This window comes from Pseudomonas sp. SC11 (genome assembly GCF_047039205.1).
GTDB classification, from domain to species: Bacteria; Pseudomonadota; Gammaproteobacteria; order Pseudomonadales; family Pseudomonadaceae; genus Aquipseudomonas; species Aquipseudomonas boreofloridensis.
Map to the genome: position 1 here is coordinate 3,966,230 of NZ_CP178183.1, position 18,931 is coordinate 3,985,160.

Below are 18,931 nucleotides of genomic sequence, written 5' to 3' on the forward strand. Positions count from 1 at the left end.
GCCACCTGGCAATCAGACCGTATCCACCTTCAACGAATGATCGTTGAGCATGCCGTTGATCAGCGCCGCCGTGTCGTAGCCGGCAGCGATCAAGCCGCCAGCGCCAGGGGTCACCCCGTAGTGCTGCGCCAGGTCGACACCCGCCAGGTCGATGGTCTGGGTCGGCGCCGCACCCGCCACGCTGCTCACTTCCAGGGTCGATACCACCCCGGCACCACTGCCGCTGATCGTGAAATGCAGGTAGTCGTCCAGTGACGCCGCCGTGGCGTTCTCGCCCTGCAGCAGTTGCGACAGGTCGAGCGTGTCGCTGCCTGGGGTGAAGTCGGTGACGCGGTCGTGCCCGCTGTCGCCCTGCTGCCAGACGAAGGTGTCGTTGCCGCTGCCCCCCGTCAGGGTATCGTTGCCCGGCCCGCCGATCAGGGTATCGTTACCCGCGCCGCCGACCAGCAGATCGTCGCCCTTGCCGCCATTGAGCACATTGTCGCCGTCGTTGCCGAACAGCCGATCGTCATGGTCAGAACCGATCAGGTTCTCGATGCTGACCAGGGTATCGAGCCCCGCACCCAGGGTATTCTGTTGACCGACATGGGCCAGATCGACGGTCACGCCCGTGCCAGCGCTGGCATAGCTGGCGGTGTCATTGCCCGGGCCGCCGTCGAGCAGGTCGTCGCCTGGCCCGCCGATCAGCAGGTCGTTGCCCTCCCCGCCGTACAACCGGTCGTTGCCCTCTCCCCCCACCAGCACATCGTGCCCGGCGCCACCGATCAAGGTGTCGTCGCCGTTACCCGCCAACAGCACATCGTCGCCCGCACTCCCCACCAAGGTGGTCCCCGCCTGATAGGTGATGTCCACAGCGCCAGTGGCGACGCCGCCATGGTTGTCGCTGAGGGTATAACTGTCGTGCCGGACTTCGTTCTCGGCCTGGCTGTAATCGATCACCAGGCTCAATTTGTAACTCTCGGCCGCCTTGCTGTTGCCTTGCGCATTCTCAGTGTTGATCACATGCAGGCTGTACACCCCGTCATGGCTGGCGGTGAAGCGGCCACCATCGTCGATAGCCTGATAATTGCCCGTGGCGTCCTTCCACTGCATCTGCAGATTGCCGGCCGGACGGTCGTGGTCCAAGGTCAGGCTCTCACCCTTGCGCAGGCTGACCGTCAGCGTGTCTTCGTCGTTGGCATTGCTGGTGCTGATGGCGCCCAGGTAGCCCGCGACCACCAGCGCGGCGGTCATGCTGCCCGACACCGCCGTAAAGTCGCTGCGCAGCAGTTCCTTGAATTGGTTCGCCGTGGTGTTGGCCGTACCGTCGAAGCGCAGGGTCTGCACCTGACCGGCGGCGGCGAAGCCGGTCCCCTTGTCGGCGAAGCCGGTGGTGAAGGTGGTCGGCGCGGCACTCAGGCGATCATGGTCAGCATCGCTGTCGTTGGCCAACAGGGCCTGCATCGGCACGTTGATGCTGGCCCCCGTGATGTTGGTGATGATGTGGTCGGCCCCGGCGACCGGCGCGCTGTTGCTGTTGAGCTGCACCACCAGGCTGGCGCTGCTGGTATCGCCGTCGTTGTCGCTGACGGTGAAGCCGAAGCGCTCCACGTGGCGACTGCCATCGTCCTTGGGCGGTGCGTAGGTGAACTCGCCGGTATCCATGTCCACCAGCAGCGTACCGCCGAGTGCGGTCTTGACTGCCAAGGTATTGCCCTGCGTGTCGAAGCTGGCCTTGTCCGGTCCGCCCGACACGCTGTAGCCACCCTGCCCGCCATTGGCTTTGGGGTCGAAGGTGTAGGTGGTGCCATCGACCAGCAATGCCTTGATGAAACCGCCGTCGGCCCCGAAGTGCCCGCCACTCATCAGGCTGCCGGTGATCGGCGCGCCCTGCACGGTGCCGGTGAGTACCGCACTGAGCTGACTGAGGTCGGTGACCACCACCGAGCCGGTGTCGACATGGCTGCTGCCGTCGTAGGCCAAGGGATCGAGATTGGCCTGATTGACCCCGGTGCCCATACCGATTGCGTAGGACTTGATGCCCTGGTCGTCAAGGAACCGCTCCCAAGCGGCCTCGCGCACCGACGTCATCGCGTGCCCATTGGTCGGTACGCCATCGGAGAAGAAATAGCTGACGTTCTGCGCCCCGGCGATCTTGCCGCTGCTGAGGAAGGCTTCTTGGGCCTTGGTCACCGCCGAGTCGTAATAGGTGGAACCGTCGGCGGTCAGCCCTGCGACCACGCTCTTGGCCTCGGCGATCGACACCCAGACCGGCGTCTTGACCCAGGCGCCGGTAGCAAAGGTCACCACCTGCACCTTGATGTCACCCATCTCGTCGTAGCGCTCGAGCAACGCGTTGATCGACTGCTTGGCCAGGTCCAGTCGGCTCAGCCCTTGAACACCGGAGGCGAAGTTCATGCTGCCGGACACGTCGATCACCAGCAGGATGTTGGAGTCCAACTGGCCCGGCGTGATGCTGCGCTCGGCGCACGCGGCTTTGGGTACGTCATCGACGATGGAAATGGCGATGGTGCTGGTCACGCTGTTGCCCAGCGAATCGGTGGCTTTGTAGGTGAATTGCTCGATGACCCGGTTGGCACCGTCATCGGCACCACTCGGCGTCTTCGGCGCCGAGGTGAGGGTGTAGGTGTAGGTGCCGTCCGCATTGACCTGAATCTGGCCGAACTGACCGACCGTACTACCGACCAAGCTATAGGTCACGGCCCCCACGCCACCGCCGACCGAGCCCGCCAGGTTGCCAGTGGCCGTTTCGCCGGTGGACTGCGGATCGCTGCCGATGACCGTACCCGCGGCCAGATCGTGGCCGTCCTTGACCAGATCCAGCGCCTTTTCGTACACCGTCACATCGCTGTTCTCACAGGCCAGCAAGCGGCTGTCCTGCACGTTGATGGTCAGAGTCGTGCTGCTTTCATCGCCATCGGCATCACGGATGGTGTAGACGAACACGTCGGTGGCACCGGCCTTGGATACGCTGTTCGGATTGGCGTGATAGGTGGCGTTGCCTTGCGCGTCTAGGGTGAGGTAACCGTACTGGCCAGCCACCTGCACACCGAGCTGGCCAATCGCCGATGTCGAGGTATCCGACCCGGCGCGCACGCCCACGACATACTGGCCGTCGGCCCGCACGTCGGCGCCGACGATGTCATTGTCCAGCACATTGCCGCTGACCGCGCCGCCTTCGGTCACGCTGGCGACGTCGCAGTGCGCCTTCGGCACGTCATCGACGATGCTGATGACCACGGTGCCCGTGGTCGAGTTACCCAGCGAATCCTTCACCTGATAGGTGAACGACTCCGTCAGCGTATTCGCCCCGTCATTGAGGTTATCCGGCGACTTCGGCGCCGAAGTGAGCGTGTAGGTGTAGGAACCGTCGGCGTTGAGCTGGATCTGGCCGTACTGGCCGACCGCGTTGCCCACCAGCGCGAAGGTCATTGCACCGATGCCGCCGCTGACCAACCCGGCCAGTGAGCCAGAGGCGGTTTCTGCAGTGGAATGCGGATCGCTGCCGATGACCGTGCCCGGCGCCAGGTCATTGCCGTCCTTGACCAGATCGAGGGCCTTTTCGTACACCGTCACGCCACCACCTGGCGCAACCACCAGCGAGCAGTCGTGGATATCGATGGTGATGGTGGTGGTGCTTTCGTCGCCGTCGGCATCGCGGATGGTGTAGACGAACACGTCGGTGGCACCGGCCGGCGTCACGCTGTCCGGCTTGGCGTGATAGGTGGCGTTGCCCTGGGCGTCGAGGGTCAGGTAACCGTACTGGCCGACCACCTGCACGTCGAGCTGGCCAATGGCCGAGGTGGAAGTGTCGGCGCCCGCGCGCACGCCCACGACATACTGGCCGTCGGCCCGTACATCGGCACCGATCACATCGTTGACCAGCACATTGCCGCTGACGCTGCCGCCCTCGTAGACGTTGACGAAATCGCTGTCCGCCTTCGGCACGTCATCGACGATGCTGATGACCACGGTGCCCGTGGTCGAATTGCCCAGCGAATCCTTCACCTGATAGGTGAACGACTCCGTCAGCGTATTCGCCCCGTCATTGAGGTTATCCGGCGACTTCGGCGCCGAGGTGAGCGTGTAGGTGTAGGAACCGTCGGCGTTGAGCTGGATCTGGCCGTATTGGCCGACCGCGTTGCCCACCAGCGCGAAGGTCATTGCACCGATGCCGCCGCTGACCAACCCGGCCAGTGAGCCAGAGGCGGTTTCTGCAGTGGAATGCGGATCGCTGCCGATGACCGTGCCCGGCGCCAGGTCATTGCCGTCCTTGACCAGATCGAGGGCCTTTTCGTACACCGTCACGCCACCACCTGGCGCAACCACCAGCGAGCAGTCGTGGATATCGATGGTGATGGTGGTGGTGCTTTCGTCGCCGTCGGCATCGCGGATGGTGTAGACGAACACGTCGGTGGCACCGGCCGGCGTCACGCTGTCCGGCTTGGCGTGATAGGTGGCGTTGCCCTGGGCGTCGAGGGTCAGGTAACCGTACTGGCCGACCACCTGCACGCCAAGCTGGCCAATGGCCGAGGTGGAGGTGTCGGCGCCCGCGCGCACGCCCACGACATACTGGCCGTCGGCCCGTACATCGGCACCGATCACATCGTTGACCAGCACATTGCCGCTGACGCTGCCGCCCTCGTAGACGTTGACGAAATCGCTGTCCGCCTTCGGCACGTCATCGACGATGCTGATGACCACGGTGCCCGTGGTCGAGTTACCCAGCGAATCCTTCACCTGATAGGTGAACGACTCCGTCAGCGTATTCGCCCCGTCATTAAGGTTTTCCGGCGACTTCGGCGCCGAGGTGAGCGTGTAGGTGTAGGAACCGTCGGCGTTGAGCTGGATCTGGCCGTACTGGCCGACCGCGTTGCCCACCAGCGCGAAGGTCATTGCACCGATGCCGCCGCTGACCAACCCGGCCAGTGAGCCAGAGGCGGTTTCCGCGTTCGACTGCGGGTCGCTGCCCACCACGGTGCCCGGGGCGAGGTCGTTGCCGTCCTTGATCAGATCCAGCGCCTTCTCGTACACCGTCACCCCATCGTTGGGACCGACGATCAGTGCACAGTCGCGGACATCGATGGTCAGGGTGGTAGTGCTCTCGTCGCCGTCTCCGTCGCGCAGGGTGTAGACGAAGACATCTATTGCACCGGAGGGCGGTGCGACATTGGGATTGGCGTGGTAGACCGCATTACCGGCGCCATCGAGGGTCAGGGTGCCATACAGGCCCACCACGGCAGTTCCCAGGTTGCCGCTGGCCGAGGTCGAGGTGTCGGCGCCCGCGCGCACGCCCACCACATACTGGCCGTCGGCCCGAACATCGGCGCCGATCACATCGTTGACCAACACGTTGGCGCTGACGGTGCCGCCCTCGTAGACCGTGGCGACGTCGCTAGACGCCTGGGGCACGTCGTCGACAATGTTGACGTCCAGGCTGGCCGTGGCGCGGCTGCCGTCCGTGTCCTGGGCAATCACACTGAAATGCTCGCTCAGGCTGTTCGCCCCCTGGCCGGCAGGGTGGCCTTCGTTACCGCGCAAGGTGTAGCTGTAGCTCACCACGCCGGTGGCCGGATCGTAGCCGAGCAGGGTCAAGGTGTTGCCCAGGGCCGTGACGATCGACTGCGGCAAGCCCGCGACCACGCCACCACTGACCACGGCGATGCCACCGACGCTCAGGCTCTGCAGGCCGTCTGCCGCGCTGACCGTGAAGCTGCCCTGCTGGGTCAACGCCGCCGGATCGGGGGAGGTGCCCGTGCTCAGGTTCTTCTCGTAGACCGTCAGCTCACCGCCGTCCACGTCCAGGCCACGGAGGATCACCGGATCGTCCAGATTGGTGACGTTCAGGGTCAGGGTCGCGCTGCTGGTATCGCCGTCGGCGTCGCGCAGGGTGTAGGTGAAGGTCTCGGTGCCGCGCCCGCCTCCGTGGAGATTCTTGAAGTCCGCAGCGTCGGGGTCGAGGGTGTAGGTGTAGGAACCGTCGGCCGCCAATTGCAGGGTGCCGTAGGTGCCGGCATAGGTGCCGGCGACCACCGGGCCGCTGGCGATGCGGTCGGCGCCCTGGATGTCGTTGTCCAGCACGTTGCCGGTCAACTGCACCGACTGTTCGTTGGCGCTGAGCGGATTGCGGTCGTTGACCGCCGTGGGCACGTCGTCGCGGATGATCACATCCAGCGAGCCGCTGGCGGTATCGCCGTCGGTGTCGCTGGCCAGCACCGAGAAGTGCTCGCCCAGCAGGTTGGCGCCGTCGCCTGCGGGGTGCTGCTCGGCGCCAGTGAGGGTGTAGCTGTAGCTGACCAGGCCGTTGGCCGCGTCATAGCCGGTAATGGTCAGTTGGTTGCCAAGGCCGGTGGTGATCGACTGGCCGACACCGGTCACCACGCCGGCGGTGACCACGTTGATGCCGCCGACGCTGAGGTTGAACAGCCCGTCGAGCGCGACCACGGTGAAACTGCCGGTTTGCGTCAGGGCCTGGGGATTGGGCGCCGAGCCCTGTGGCAGATTGGCTTCGTTCAGGCTCAGCTCCGCAGGACTCAGGTCGAGACCGCCCAGGGTGACAGGGTGGTCCGAGGGCGTGACCGGGGGCGTGACCGGCGGAGTGACCGGCGGATTCACCGGAGGCGTCACCGGCGGTGTAACAGGTGGAGTGACCGGTGGAGTCACAGGCGGCGTGACAGGTGGCGGATTGGTCGTGGGGCCCCCGCCTGGGGGATTACCGCTCGGGTCGAGTCCGCCGAGGTCACGATTGGCCAACTCGGGCGTGCCATTGAAACCGGCGGTGGGGAAACCGACCGTAGGGTCGACTCGCCCGGCGACCTCGGTCAGCAGCACGAAGCTGTGCCCACCGCCCAACGCACCCGGTGCGCCATTGGCACCGGGACCGGCGGCAGGCGCCTCGCCTTCCTGGGTCGGGTCACCGCCCGCGGCGATGGCCTGCTGCAAGCGCTCGACGTCGCTGAGCTGGGCCTGGGTGGGCGTCGGATCGGGCGCCTGGACGTGGGGCGCATGATTGGCCAGCAGGTCCGGCGTGAGCGTCAGGCTGCTGCCTCGCCCGAGGGTCAGCTCGGCACCGTTGGCTAAACGAACTGCCACGGCACCACCCAGGCCCGTGTCCAGTTGCTCCCCAGCGAACAGCCGATCGCCCTCCACCAGCAAGCGCCGGGCACCATCACTGGCGACCGCGAACACCTGACCGATCACCTTGCTCACCACCCCGATTGAACCCGCCATGAACATACGCCTCCGATGCTGGTGCTCGTTACAGGCGATCCCGGAAACCGCGCGACGCGATCAGGTTCAACCACTTCACCTGTCAGATCCGTGAGAAATCCCGCTCACTTTGGACCTAATACGCAGGGACTAATACCAAGTAGCCATCAATTAATCGCCAATATTTTGTCGCCAAAATACGCCTAAATTTTGCTTTCCGGCGCCCGCACTGCAAACAAACGTTGAACTTTCAGTAAAGCCCGGAAATCAGGTACTTCAGCCAATTAACCGAGCGACTGTGTAGAACAATGTCTCGGTTTTCTTAGAGCTCATAAGTTTTTTTTCGCATAGCACTTATGAAGAAATCTTCTTAGCTTTGCCACGAAATGTTCTTAGCTCTGTTGTTACAAACCTGAAACGGTTTTAACATGCATTTCCGTCATTTTTTTGGCGAGTGCAGCACCTTATTCGATCAGGGAGAAGTACCCGATGCGCGTTCCAACCCCCATCACCAGCGCCATCTTGTTGGCCATGGTCTGTGCCAACGCACAGGCGATGTCGATCACCGAGGCCGTCCAGAGTGCCGTGGACTACCACCCTCAGATCAGTTCCAACCGCAACAGCAAGCTCTCGGCCGATGAGGATGTGAAGTTCGCGCGCGGCGGCTACTTCCCCACCGTCGACCTGGTCGCCGGCTACGGGCGCCAGCGCTCGGACAACCAGAACACCCGTGGCGTGAACCCTGATGGCACGCGCAACCACGACAAGGCGACCCTGAACTACACACAGTCCGAACTGCGCCTGCGGCAGATGATCTTCGACGGTTTCAACACCTCCAACGAAGTCGGTCGTACGCAATCGGTGGCCACCTCGCGCGCCTACTACACCCAGGCCGTGGCCCAGGACGTGGCGCTGCGCGCCATCGAGGTGTACCTGGAGGTGCTCAAGCGCCGCGAACTGGTGACCCTGGCTCGTAACAACCTGCAAGCGCACCTGCGCGTGAACGATCAGATCGGCCTGCGCAGCGAACGCGGCGTAGGCAGCACCGCCGACCTCGACCAGTCCCGCGCCCGACGCGCGCTGGCGGAAAACAACCTGGACACCGCCGAAGTGGACCTGGCCGACGCCGAGGCCAACTTCTACAGCGTCGTCGGCCGTCAGCCGGACGAGCTGGAAGCACCGAGCAGCATCAAGATCCAGATGCCCAACACACTGGACGAAGCCCGCCAGGGCATGCGCGAGAACAACCCGTACCTGAAATCGGCACAAGCCGACGTGAATGCCGCCGAGAAGCAGTACGAAGTGGCCAAGTCGCCCTTCTACCCGCGCCTGGATGCGGTGCTGGCCACCGGCGCCAACAACAACACCGGCGGTGAGCGCGGTCACAGCAACAACGACTGGCAAGCCGGCGTCGAGCTCAGCTACAACCTGTTCCGTGGCGGCAGCGACAAGGCGCGCCTGGAGTCTGATTCGTACAAGATCAACCAGGCCATGGACATCCGCAACAACGCCCTGCGCGAGCTCACCGAGAACCTGAGCCTGGCGTGGAACGCCATGAACAATGCGCGCAAGCAGACCCCGAGCGCCCGCGAATACGCCGAGACCACCACGCGGGTGCGCGCGGCGTACCAGGACCAGTTCGGCCTGGGCCAACGCACCCTGCTCGACGTGCTCGACAGCGAAAACGAGCTGTACAACGCCAACCGCCGCTACACCGAAGTGCGCTACACCGAGGAGTACTCGATGTACCGCGTGCTGGCCACCATGGGCGAGCTGCTGACCAAGCAGCGCATCACCCTGCCGCCGGAAGCCATCGCCACCACCGAAGTCCGTACTCAGGCGCAATTGCCCGAAATGCGTTAAGCCCTGCGACGCGGTCGGGCGTGCGCCTCGACCGCTTCCCGTCCCGCGCGACAGGAGTAGGCCATCGTGACGTCACTGCACCGCACACCGCCGCCCGAGGCGGCGGACGACCCCCTGCTCGATGGCCTGCTGATCCTGTGCAAGGTGCACGGCTGCGCGGCCAGCCGTGCCAGCCTGTGTGCCGGCCTGCCGCTGCCCGAGCAGCGCCTGGACCTGGCCCTGCTGCCGCGTGCCGCCGCACGCGCCGGGCTGCAGGCGCGGGTGCTGCGCCGTGAACTGGGCGCGATCAGTGCGCTGAACCTGCCCGTGCTGCTGCTGTTGAGCGATGGCCGCAGCGCCGTGCTGCAACGTTGGGGCGAGGACGGCCAGGCGCTGATCCTGCCCTGCGAGGCCGAAGGCGGCGAGCAGTGGGTGCAGCGTCAGACGCTGGAACAGGTCTACAGCGGGCACGCCCTGTTCGCCCGCCCTCGGCATACCCTCGAAGCGCTGCGCGCGCCCCTGCTGCCCCGGGTCGAAGCCTGGTTTCGCGACACCCTCAAGCATTCGCGCGGGCTGTACGGCGACGCATTGCTGGCCAGCCTACTGATCAACCTGCTCGGACTGCTGGTACCGCTGTTCGTGATGCAGACCTACGACCGCGTGGTGCCCAACCAGGCGCTGTCGACCTTGTGGGTGCTGGTGATCGGCCTGTTCATCGGCACCGCCTTTGAGCTGGTGCTGCGCATGGTGCGCGCGCACTTGCTGGACCAGGCCGGCAAGAAGACCGACCTGATCCTCTCGGCCACGCTGTTCGAACGCATCACCGGCATGGCCATGAAAGCGCGCCCCGCCAGCATCGGCGGCTTCGCCCAGAGCATCCACGACTTCCAGGGCCTGCGCGAATTCCTCACCGCCGTCACTCTCACCAGCCTCATCGACCTGCCTTTCGTGCTGCTGATGCTGCTGGTGATCGGCCTGCTCGGCGGCTGGCTGGTGCTGATCCCGCTGCTGGCCTTTCCCGTGGCCATGGGCGCCGCCCTGCTGATCCAGGCCCGCTTGCGCGACACGGTGGACAAGAGCTTGAGCCTGGGCGCGGTACGCCAGGCCTTGCTGATCGAAACCCTCGGCGGCCTGGAAACCCTCAAGGTCTGTGGCGCCGAGAGCGAGCGCCAGTACCAGTGGGAGCACACCAACGGCGCCATCGCCCGGCTCGACGCCCACGCCCGCAACCTGGCGTCGCTGGCCACCAACGGCACGCTGTTCATCCAGCAGTTCTGCGGCATGGCGACCATCGTCGCCGGAGTCTACGCGATCATCGCCGGCGCCCTGAGCGTCGGCGCCCTGGTCGCCTGCTACATGCTCGGCAGCCGGGTGCTGGCGCCACTGGGGCAGATCGCCGGGCTGATCACCCGCTACCAGCAGGCGCAACTGACCATGCGCAGCACCGACGCGCTGATGGCTCTGCCCCAGGAGCGCCAGCCCGACCAGCAGGTGCTGGAACGCACCGCGTTGCAGGGCAGCATCGACGTCAGTCACGTGAGCTTTCGCTATCCCGGCCAGACCGCGGCGGCCCTGAACGACGTCAACCTGAGCATCACCCCTGGCGAACGGATCGGCATCATCGGCCGCAGCGGCTCGGGCAAGAGCACCTTAGGTCGCCTGCTGATGGGCCTGTATCACGCCGACGAAGGCCAGGTGCTGCTGGACAACCTGGACCTGCGTCAGTTGGATGTCGCCGACCTGCGCCGCCAACTCGGCTACGTGGCCCACGACCTGCCATTGCTGGCCGGCAGCCTGCGCGACAACCTCACACTCGGCGCCCGCCACGTCAGCACCGCGCGCCTGCTCGAGGTGGCCGCGTTGACCGGCGTCGACGCGCTGGCCCGCCAGCACCCGCAGGGCTTCGACCGGCCCGTGGGCGAACGCGGGCAACTGCTCTCCGGCGGCCAGCGCCAGGCCGTGCTGCTGGCCCGCGCGCTGCTGCTGGAGCCGCCGATCCTGATGCTCGACGAGCCGACCAGCCACTTGGACAACAGCAGCGAGGATCAACTGCGCCAGCGTCTGCTGGACTGGGTGCCGGGCAAGACGCTGCTGCTGGTGACCCACCGCAGCTCGATGCTCGCGCTGGTACAGCGGTTGGTGGTGCTGGACAACGGCAAGGTGGTGGCCGATGGGCCGAAGGATGCCGTGATCGAGGCCCTGCGCAAGGGCCGCATTGGCGCGGCGCTGTGATGAGCGTCCGCTTGGCGTGAGGTGAACCATGTCCCTGACTGACACTGCACGCACTGCCCCCGCAGACGCCGAGCGCGACTACATGCCGGAGCTGGCCGGCGCCACGCTGCAGGACTCGCCGCGCCTGTCGCGCCTGACCGTGTGGCTGGCCGGCGCGCTGCTGCTGGTGGCGCTGATCTGGGCGCACTTCGCCGTGCTCGACGAGGTTACCGTTGGCGACGGCAAAGCCATTCCCTCCTCCAAGGTGCAGGTGATTCAGAACCTGGAGGGCGGCATCGTCACCGAGATTCTCGTGCGCGAGGGGCAGATGGTCGATAAAGGGGCGACCCTGCTGCGTCTGGACGACACCCGCTTCAAGTCGAACAAGGGCGAAAGCGAGGCCGACCGCTATGCCCTGACTGCGCAGGTCGAACGTCTGTCGGCTGAGGCCGAAGGACGCCCCTTCGTGCTCTCCGACCCGGTACGCGCCAAGGCGCCCCAGGTGGCCGAGGACGAGATCGCCCTGTACCAATCGCGCCAGCGCCGCCTGGCCAGCGAGAAGCAGACGCTCAACGAGCAGTTGCGACAGAAGACCCAGGAGCTCGCCGAGTTCCGCTCCAAGGTGGACCAGTACCGCTCGGCGGTCGGGCTGCTGCAGCAGGAACTGGACATGTCTTCGCCACTGGTGAGCAAAGGTGCCATTTCACCGGTGGAGATCCTGCGTCTCAAGCAACGCAGCGTCGAGGCGCGCGGGCAGCTCAACGCCACCAACCTGGCCATCCCCCGCGCCGAAGCGGCCATCGCCGAAATCCGCAGCAAGATCCAGGAATCGGATGCCGGCTTTCGCTCCGACGCCGCCAAGGAGCTCAACGACAAGCGCACCGAGCTGTCGAAACTGACCGCCACCAGCATCGCCATCGACGACCGGGTCAACCGCACCACGGTGGTCTCGCCGGTGCGGGGCATCGTCAAAGTGCTCAAGGTCAACACCATCGGTGGCGTGGTCCAGCCCGGCAGCGACCTGATCGAGATCGTGCCGATCGAGGACAACCTGCTGATCGAAGCCAAGGTGCGCCCGCAGGACGTGGCCTTCCTGCATCCGGGGCAGACGGCGATGGTCAAGTTCAGCGCCTACGACTACACGATCTACGGTGGCCTCAAGGCGCGCCTGGAATTGATCGGCGCCGACACCGTCAGCGACGACAAGGGCAATGCGTTCTACCTGATCCAGGTGCGCACCGAAAACAATCACCTGGGCACGACCGACAAACCGCTGCTGATCATCCCCGGCATGACCGCGACGGTGGACATCATCACCGGACACAAGAGCGTACTGGACTACCTGCTCAAGCCGGTGCTGAAGGCGCGCACCGAGGCCCTGCGTGAACGTTAGGCTCCGCCCTGGCCGTGATTGCGCTCGAAGGTCTCGGCGCCCATGGCTTTGATCTGCCCTTCGATCAGCGCCTCGAACGGGCGCAGCAGCGCATCGAACCGGACCGGCGCCTCCAGGACGTCGAGCGCCTGCACCACCGCCTCGATCGTCGACAGCGCCCCTGGCTGCGGCGCCTTGCGCAGGCGATAACGCGAAGGCGGCACCTGGCCCAGGGTCAGGCGTGGCAGCGCGTCGAGCAGTGGGTTGAGGTACAGCAGCTTGCGCGCCTTGCGCCAGGTACCGTCGGGCACGATCAGCAGCAGCGGCAACGCGTCGTGCTCGGCGTAGGGCTGCACGATTTCTGCCAGCTCGCCGGGAAACAGCAGCGCCGGGCGATAACCTGGCGTGGCCAGCAACGCGGGCAGCTCGTCGAACACCTCGCCGCTCAGCAACTCGGCATTGCGCAGGCCCAAGGCGGCCAGTCGCGCGGTGTTCAGCGCATGGGGGGTCTCGCTGGCGTGCTGCAGCAGGACCACGCGGGTACGGCTGGGCAGCGATGGGATCAGCGCGCAGAGGCAGTGGGCAAGTGGACGTTGGCAGCGTGGGCAGCGGGGTCTGGACATGGGCTCTCCTCAAGGCGCGCAGTGTGCCACACCGGCCTGCGGTGTGGCTGCTGATCGCCGCGATGACGCCCTCTTCGCGCTTACCGGCTGAAGCGCTCCGCCAAGCTGTGCAGGTACTCGGCCATGCGCTCCAGGTCCTGGCTGATCTCGGCGCCCTGCTTGGCCTGCCCGGCGCTCTCGTCGCACAACTGGGCGATGCGCACGATCTGCTGGTTGATGTCCTCGGCCACATGGCTCTGCTGCTCGGAGGCCGTCGCCATCTGCTGGCTCATGCCGGTGATGCGGCTGACGGCCTGGACGATGCCGGTCAGCGCCGTCTGCACCGCCTCGACGCTGTGCATGCTGTCGCGGGAAATCTGCTCGCCGCGCCCGGCGCTGGTCACCGCACGCTCGGCGCCAGCACGCAGCGTATCGATGATCTGGTGAATTTCCTCGGTGGAGGTGCGGGTGCGCTGCGCCAGCGAACGCACCTCATCGGCCACCACCGCGAAACCGCGTCCCTGCTCGCCCGCACGCGCGGCTTCGATGGCGGCGTTGAGCGCCAGCAGGTTGGTCTGTTCAGCGATGGCGGTGATCACGTCCACCACGCTGCCGATGCTCATGGTCTGCTCGGCCAGGGCGTCCACCGCCTGGCTGATGTCGCCGACCGCCTCGCTCATGCTGCCCATGGCGCGCAGGCTCTGGCGCGCCAGTTCGCTGCCCTGCTGCGCCAACTGGTCAGCATCGCCGGCAGCATGGGCGGTGCTCTGCACATTCTGGGTGACCTCCTGGATGGTCGCGGCCATCTCGGCGATGGCGGTGGCCGACTGGTCGGTTTCGCTGCGCTGACGGTCGAGCATCCGCGCCTGGGCGTCGGACAGCTCAGCCGACTGCGCAGCCCGCGACTTGACCCCGACGCCCGCGTCCACCAGGCGAGTCAGGGCCGTCTGCAGCCGTGCCTCTTCGCTGATGATGGCCAGGTCGAGCTGCCCGCGCAGACCCGGGTTGTCGCTGTAGGTCAGCGCCACCAGCGGGCTGGTGAAGGCCTTGGGGTGATCGGCGAGGGTGCGGCGGATGGCCCGGTTCTGGCGGTGCTCGATCAGCCAGCCGGCGCCGAGCAGGCTGGCCAGCAGCACGCCGAGGGCGCCCGGCAGCGGCAGCCACAGCATGCCCGCGGCGGCGATCGCTGCCGCGACCAGCAGGGGTCCACTGGTGCCGAGCCATTGGGTCAGGCGCGCCACCTTCGGCACCGCTGAACGTCCGGCATTGAGCCGCGCATAGAGCGCCTCGGCGCGGCGAATCTGTTCGCGGCTGGGCACCGAGCGCACCGACTCGTAGCCGCTGAGCCGACCGTTCTCGTAGACCGCCGTGACATAGGCGCTGACCCAGTAGTAGTCACCGTTCTTGGCCCGGTTCTTCACCACCCCCATCCAGGCTTTGCCTTGCTTGATGGTGTCCCACATGTGACCGAATACCGCCGGTGGCATGTCGGGATGGCGCACCAGATTGTGCGGCTGGCCCACCAGTTCCTCGTAGGTGAAACCGCTGATGGCCACGAAGGCCTCGTTGCAATAGGTGATCCGACTGTCCAGGTCGGTGGTGGAGATCAGCCGCTGCTCACTGGGGAAAGTTCTTTCTTGCTCGGTCACGGGCAAATTCGTGCGCATCGCGGGCGGTCCTTGCTGGTTCGGGTGTAGGAATTGAACAAAACGTTTACAGGTTTAGCAGAGCGCGTCAGTGCCGGATAACGCCATTCGACGAACAGCCACCGACGCGACGACGCGGTGATAGGAAAAGGCCGATCAGGCCCAGGGTGGCGCCGGTCATCAACCGACGTTCAACTGCGACTTGAGCAAGTCACGAAAAGTCTGGATCAGCGGTTCGCGACTGCGGCCCCGGCGAATGATCAGGGAAAACGGCGCCTGGTAGCCGAAGGTCGCGGGCGACAGCACACGCAGGTCGCCTTTGTCGGCCCAAGCCTGGGCGTAATGCTCGGGCAGGTAGCCGATGTAGGCGCCGGAGAGGATCAGGATCAACTGCGCCTCCATGCTCTCCACCGTGGCCGCGCTGTGCTTGAAGCCATGCCGGGCCAGTTCCGCCTGGCTCCAGTAGCCGCGCCCGACCATGCGCTGCTGGGTGATGACCTGGGCGGGGATGCGCCGCTCGGCGTACAGCGGATGACGGTTGCTGCAGTACAGCCAGTGCTGCTCGCGGTACAGCGGTTGGTACAGCAACCCGCTCATGCGCGAAGAAAAGGCGCCGATGGCCAGGTCCAGGCGGTTGTCCTGCACCCCCAGTTGCAGCTCGTAGGGGCTGGACACCGACAGGTGCAGGTGCACCGCCGGGTGCTCCTGGCTATAGGCGCCGATCGCCTCGGCCAGCGGCAGGGCGCGGTCGCCCACGGTGGAGTCGATCACGCCGAGGTTGAGGGTGCCGCGCAGTTCGCCCTTGAGCGCGGCGGCGTACTGCTCGAAGCCGTCCAGCTCGCCAAGCAGGCGCAAGGTCTCCTGGTGGAACAGCTCGCCCTTGCTGGTCAGGCTGAAGCCGCCACGGCCGCGGTGGCACAGCACCAGGCCGAGGCTGCTTTCCAACTGGCTCATGTAGGTGCTGATGGCCGACGTGGACAGGTTGAGGTCGCGCTGGGCATTGGCGAAGCCCTGGTGACGCACCACGCTGGCAAAGATGCGCAGCAGCTTCAGGTCGGGCAGCGTTGAGGCCATGACACACCGGTCCACTCGGAAAATTCCGACAGAGTCTACCGCGCCTGGAGAGTGATAGTTTAGAAATTCATGAAGTAAGTATTTGTCGGTAGCGATTCTTCCACGCCACTACCTCTCGCACACTCGGCCGAAATGTCCCTGGTCGCCGGCCCCGTGCCTGGCTCGAGCGCGCCGCGACACAGGTTCGAACAAACACAACAATCGACCGACTGATGAGGCCCACCGTGGACAAGATTCTCCACCAACCACTGGGCGGCAACGAAATGCCGCGTTTCGGCGGCATCGCCACCATGCTGCGTCTTCCCCACCTGCAGAGCGCCGAAGGCCTGGACGCGGCCTTCATCGGCGTGCCGCTGGACATCGGCACCTCGCTGCGCGCCGGCACCCGCTTCGGCCCTCGGCAGATCCGCGCCGAATCGGTGATGATCCGCCCCTACAACATGGCCACCGGCGCCGCCCCGTTCGACTCGCTGTCGGTGGCCGACATCGGCGACGTGGCGATCAACACCTTCAACCTGCTCGACGCCGTGCGCATCATCGAAGAAGCCTACGACCAGATCCTCGAACACAACATCATCCCGCTGACCCTGGGCGGCGATCACACCATCACCCTGCCGATCCTGCGCGCCCTGCACAAGAAACACGGCAAGATCGGCCTGGTGCACATCGACGCCCACGCTGACGTCAACGATCATATGTTCGGCGAGAAGATCGCCCACGGCACCACCTTCCGCCGCGCCGTCGAAGAAGGCCTGCTGGACTGCGAGCGCGTGGTGCAGATCGGCCTGCGCGCCCAGGGCTATACCGCCGACGACTTCAACTGGAGCCGCCGCCAAGGCTTTCGCGTGGTGCAGGCCGAGGAGTGCTGGCACCAATCCCTGGCACCGCTCATGGCCGAAGTGCGCGAAAAGGTCGGCGGTGGCCCGGTGTACCTGTCGTTCGACATCGACGGCATCGATCCGGCCTGGGCGCCCGGCACCGGCACCCCGGAGATCGGTGGCCTGACCACCATTCAGGCCATGGAGATCATCCGTGGCTGCCAGGGCCTGGATTTGATCGGCTGCGACCTGGTGGAGGTCTCGCCGCCCTACGACACCACTGGCAACACCTCGCTGCTGGGAGCGAACCTGCTGTTCGAAATGCTCTGCGTGCTGCCGGGCGTGGTGCACCGCTAGGCCCGAATCCATGCGACACCCGGGCAGGAGCCGTGGGACAGGGCCATAGAGGCCCGCCAACACTCGATGAGGAGCACCGGGCGCGGTCAGCGTGCCCGGATCGATCTCGCATAATAAAGATAATCGGAGACACCCATGGCCTTGGACATCATCGTTGTACTGATCTACGCCGTCGGCATGCTGGGATTGGGCTGGTACGGCATGCGTCGGGCGAAAACCCACGAAGACTACCTGGTGGCCGGACGCAACCTGGGGCCCACGCTGTACATGGGCACCATGGCCACCACCGTGCTGGGCGGCGCCTCGACCGTCGGCACCGTGCGCCTGGGCTACGTGCACGGCATTTCCGGCTTCTGGCTGTGCGCAGCCCTGGGCCTGGGCATCGTCGCCCTCAACCTGTTCCTGGCCAAACCGCTGCTGCGCCTGCGCATCTTCACCGTGACCCAGGTGCTGGAGCGCCGCTACAACCCCATGGCGCGCCAGGCCAGCGCGGTGATCATGCTGGTCTATGCATTGATGATCGCGGTGGTCTCGACGCTGGCCATGGGTACCGTGCTGCAGGTGCTGCTCGATGTGCCGTTCTGGATGGCGCTGCTGTTCGGCGGTGGCGTGGTGGTGGTGTACTCGACCATCGGCGGCATGTGGTCGCTGACCCTCACCGACATCGTCCAGTTCATCATCAAGACCGTGGGCCTGATGTTCATCCTGCTGCCGGTGTGCGTGTTCAAGGTCGGCGGCTGGGACAGCCTGGTGGCCAAGCTGCCAGCGGCGAGTTTCCAGCTCACCACCATCGGCTGGGACACCATCGTCACCTACTTCCTGATCTACTTCTTCGGCATCCTCATCGGCCAGGACATCTGGCAGCGAGTGTTCACCGCACGTGACGCCAAGGTGTGCCAGCGCGCCGGCACCGCGGCCGGTGTGTACTGCGTGATCTACGGCCTGGCCTGCGCGCTGATCGGGATGGCCGCCCATGTGTTGCTGCCGGACCTGGCCAACCCCAACAACGCCTTCGCCGAGATGATCAAGACCACCCTGCCCGACGGCATCCGTGGCCTGCTGATGGCCGCTGCCCTGGCGGCGATGATGTCCACCGCCAGCGCCTGCTTGCTGGCCGCCTCGACCACCCTCACCGAGGACCTGCTGCCACGGCTACGCGGCGGCAAGCAGTCGAGCCTGAACGTCAACCGACTGTTCACCCTGCTGACCGGCCTGGCGATGCTGGCCATCGCCCTGGTGGTGGACGATGTGATCGCCGCTCTGACCCTGGCCTACAACCTGCTGGTCGGCGGCATGCTGATCCCGCTGATCGGAGCGATCTTCTGGAAACGCGCGACCACCGCCGGCGCCATCGCCAGTATGTCGCTGGGCTTCGCTACGGCACTATTGTTCATGGTCAAGGATGGCCTGGAAGCCAACTCGCCGATCTACTACAGCCTGGCGGTCGGTCTGGTGAGCTTCATCGTGGTCAGCCTGCTGTCGCGCAAGCCGATGGCAGCGGTCAACCTGGCCTGATCCACGACTGGAGTTTTCGCCCGCAACGCAAAAGGCCGCCGCCTCCTGCTCAAGGAGGCGGCGGCCTTTTTCCTGTCGCGGTCAGCGCCGACGGGGCTGGCGCTTGCGCTGTTCTGCGTCGCTGGGAATCGGCACCGGCTGCAGCGGTGGCGGAATCAGACCCAAGGCGACGCCGAGGTCATGGAGCCAGTTGGTCATTGGTTTATTCATCATTGCCCCCTTTACGGGTCAGCCTCACGGCGAAGCGGTTCTGCGGTGCGTCAAACAGATCATAGTCGGATGTTC

At 65.6% G+C, this 18,931-nt stretch carries 10 protein-coding genes and 1 pseudogene; 5 read left to right on the plus strand and 6 right to left on the minus strand.

Features of this window, described 5'->3' with window-relative positions; translation table 11 throughout:
* Positions 1 to 12: 12 nt before the first annotated feature.
* Positions 13 to 7,230, minus strand: a complete 7,218-nt coding sequence (locus ACK2SD_RS17700) for a retention module-containing protein (protein WP_412460458.1) — start codon at positions 7,228 to 7,230, stop codon at positions 13 to 15.
* 468 nt (positions 7,231 to 7,698) lie between these two features.
* Here ACK2SD_RS17700 and ACK2SD_RS17705 point away from each other — a divergent pair, with 468 nt between their 5' ends.
* The 3 genes from ACK2SD_RS17705 to ACK2SD_RS17715 all read left to right on the plus strand — a co-directional run bounded on the left by ACK2SD_RS17705 (position 7,699) and on the right by ACK2SD_RS17715 (position 12,655).
* The gene (locus tag ACK2SD_RS17705) at positions 7,699 to 9,072 is read left to right on the plus strand and encodes a TolC family outer membrane protein (protein WP_039576240.1); all 1,374 of its coding nucleotides are present in this window, start codon (positions 7,699 to 7,701) and stop codon (positions 9,070 to 9,072) included.
* Between the two features lie 66 nt (positions 9,073 to 9,138).
* Positions 9,139 to 11,283, plus strand: coding sequence for a type I secretion system permease/ATPase (locus tag ACK2SD_RS17710; RefSeq protein WP_412460459.1), 2,145 nt, complete (start codon positions 9,139 to 9,141; stop codon positions 11,281 to 11,283).
* Positions 11,284 to 11,311: 28 nt separating this feature from the next.
* On the plus strand, positions 11,312 to 12,655 hold the full coding sequence (locus ACK2SD_RS17715) for an HlyD family type I secretion periplasmic adaptor subunit (protein WP_412460460.1): 1,344 nt from the start codon (positions 11,312 to 11,314) through the stop codon (positions 12,653 to 12,655).
* On the opposite strand, the gene ACK2SD_RS17720 is transcribed toward ACK2SD_RS17715, so the two are convergent.
* The 4 genes and pseudogenes from ACK2SD_RS17720 to ACK2SD_RS17735 form a co-directional block, all read right to left on the minus strand.
* Positions 12,652 to 13,257, minus strand: a complete 606-nt coding sequence (locus ACK2SD_RS17720) for a tRNA-uridine aminocarboxypropyltransferase (protein ID WP_412460461.1) — start codon at positions 13,255 to 13,257, stop codon at positions 12,652 to 12,654. The two genes, ACK2SD_RS17715 and ACK2SD_RS17720, sit on opposite strands and share 4 nt — an antisense overlap.
* Before the next feature lie 80 nt (positions 13,258 to 13,337).
* A complete protein-coding gene (locus tag ACK2SD_RS17725; protein ID WP_412462336.1) occupies positions 13,338 to 14,405 on the minus strand; it encodes a methyl-accepting chemotaxis protein in 1,068 nt (355 codons plus the stop codon).
* Positions 14,406 to 14,591: 186 nt separating this feature from the next.
* Positions 14,592 to 14,903, minus strand: a pseudogene (locus ACK2SD_RS17730) (PAS domain-containing protein); the annotation flags it as partial.
* Between the two features lie 159 nt (positions 14,904 to 15,062).
* On the minus strand, positions 15,063 to 15,956 hold the full coding sequence (locus tag ACK2SD_RS17735; protein WP_029615208.1) for a LysR family transcriptional regulator: 894 nt from the start codon (positions 15,954 to 15,956) through the stop codon (positions 15,063 to 15,065).
* A 224-nt stretch (positions 15,957 to 16,180) separates the two neighbouring features.
* On the opposite strand from ACK2SD_RS17735, the gene speB reads away from it, so the two are divergent.
* On the plus strand, positions 16,181 to 17,131 hold the full coding sequence (gene speB / locus ACK2SD_RS17740) for an agmatinase (RefSeq protein WP_029615209.1): 951 nt from the start codon (positions 16,181 to 16,183) through the stop codon (positions 17,129 to 17,131).
* Between the two features lie 135 nt (positions 17,132 to 17,266).
* Positions 17,267 to 18,646: a sodium:solute symporter gene (locus tag ACK2SD_RS17745; protein ID WP_412460462.1), complete on the plus strand. Its 1,380-nt coding sequence runs from the start codon at positions 17,267 to 17,269 to the stop codon at positions 18,644 to 18,646.
* Positions 18,647 to 18,727: 81 nt separating this feature from the next.
* On the opposite strand, the gene ACK2SD_RS17750 is transcribed toward ACK2SD_RS17745, so the two are convergent.
* Complete coding sequence (locus ACK2SD_RS17750; protein ID WP_295484792.1) at positions 18,728 to 18,856, minus strand: PA1414 family protein; 129 nt, start codon at positions 18,854 to 18,856, stop codon at positions 18,728 to 18,730.
* Positions 18,857 to 18,931 lie beyond the last annotated feature (75 nt).

Excerpts from the sequence above, each read along its gene's own strand:
- ACK2SD_RS17735 (WP_029615208.1), bottom strand. The coding sequence starts at position 15,956 with ATGGCCTCAACGCTGCCCGACCTGAAGCTGCTGCGCATCTTTGCCAGC.
- ACK2SD_RS17715 (WP_412460460.1), top strand. The coding sequence starts at position 11,312 with ATGTCCCTGACTGACACTGCACGCACTGCCCCCGCAGACGCCGAGCGC.
- ACK2SD_RS17750 (WP_295484792.1), bottom strand. The coding sequence starts at position 18,856 with ATGAATAAACCAATGACCAACTGGCTCCATGACCTCGGCGTCGCCTTG.
- ACK2SD_RS17745 (WP_412460462.1), top strand. The coding sequence starts at position 17,267 with ATGGCCTTGGACATCATCGTTGTACTGATCTACGCCGTCGGCATGCTG.
- ACK2SD_RS17720 (WP_412460461.1), bottom strand. The coding sequence starts at position 13,257 with ATGTCCAGACCCCGCTGCCCACGCTGCCAACGTCCACTTGCCCACTGC.
- ACK2SD_RS17725 (WP_412462336.1), bottom strand. The coding sequence starts at position 14,405 with ATGCTGTGGCTGCCGCTGCCGGGCGCCCTCGGCGTGCTGCTGGCCAGC.
- ACK2SD_RS17705 (WP_039576240.1), top strand. The coding sequence starts at position 7,699 with ATGCGCGTTCCAACCCCCATCACCAGCGCCATCTTGTTGGCCATGGTC.
- ACK2SD_RS17700 (WP_412460458.1), bottom strand. The coding sequence starts at position 7,230 with ATGGCGGGTTCAATCGGGGTGGTGAGCAAGGTGATCGGTCAGGTGTTC.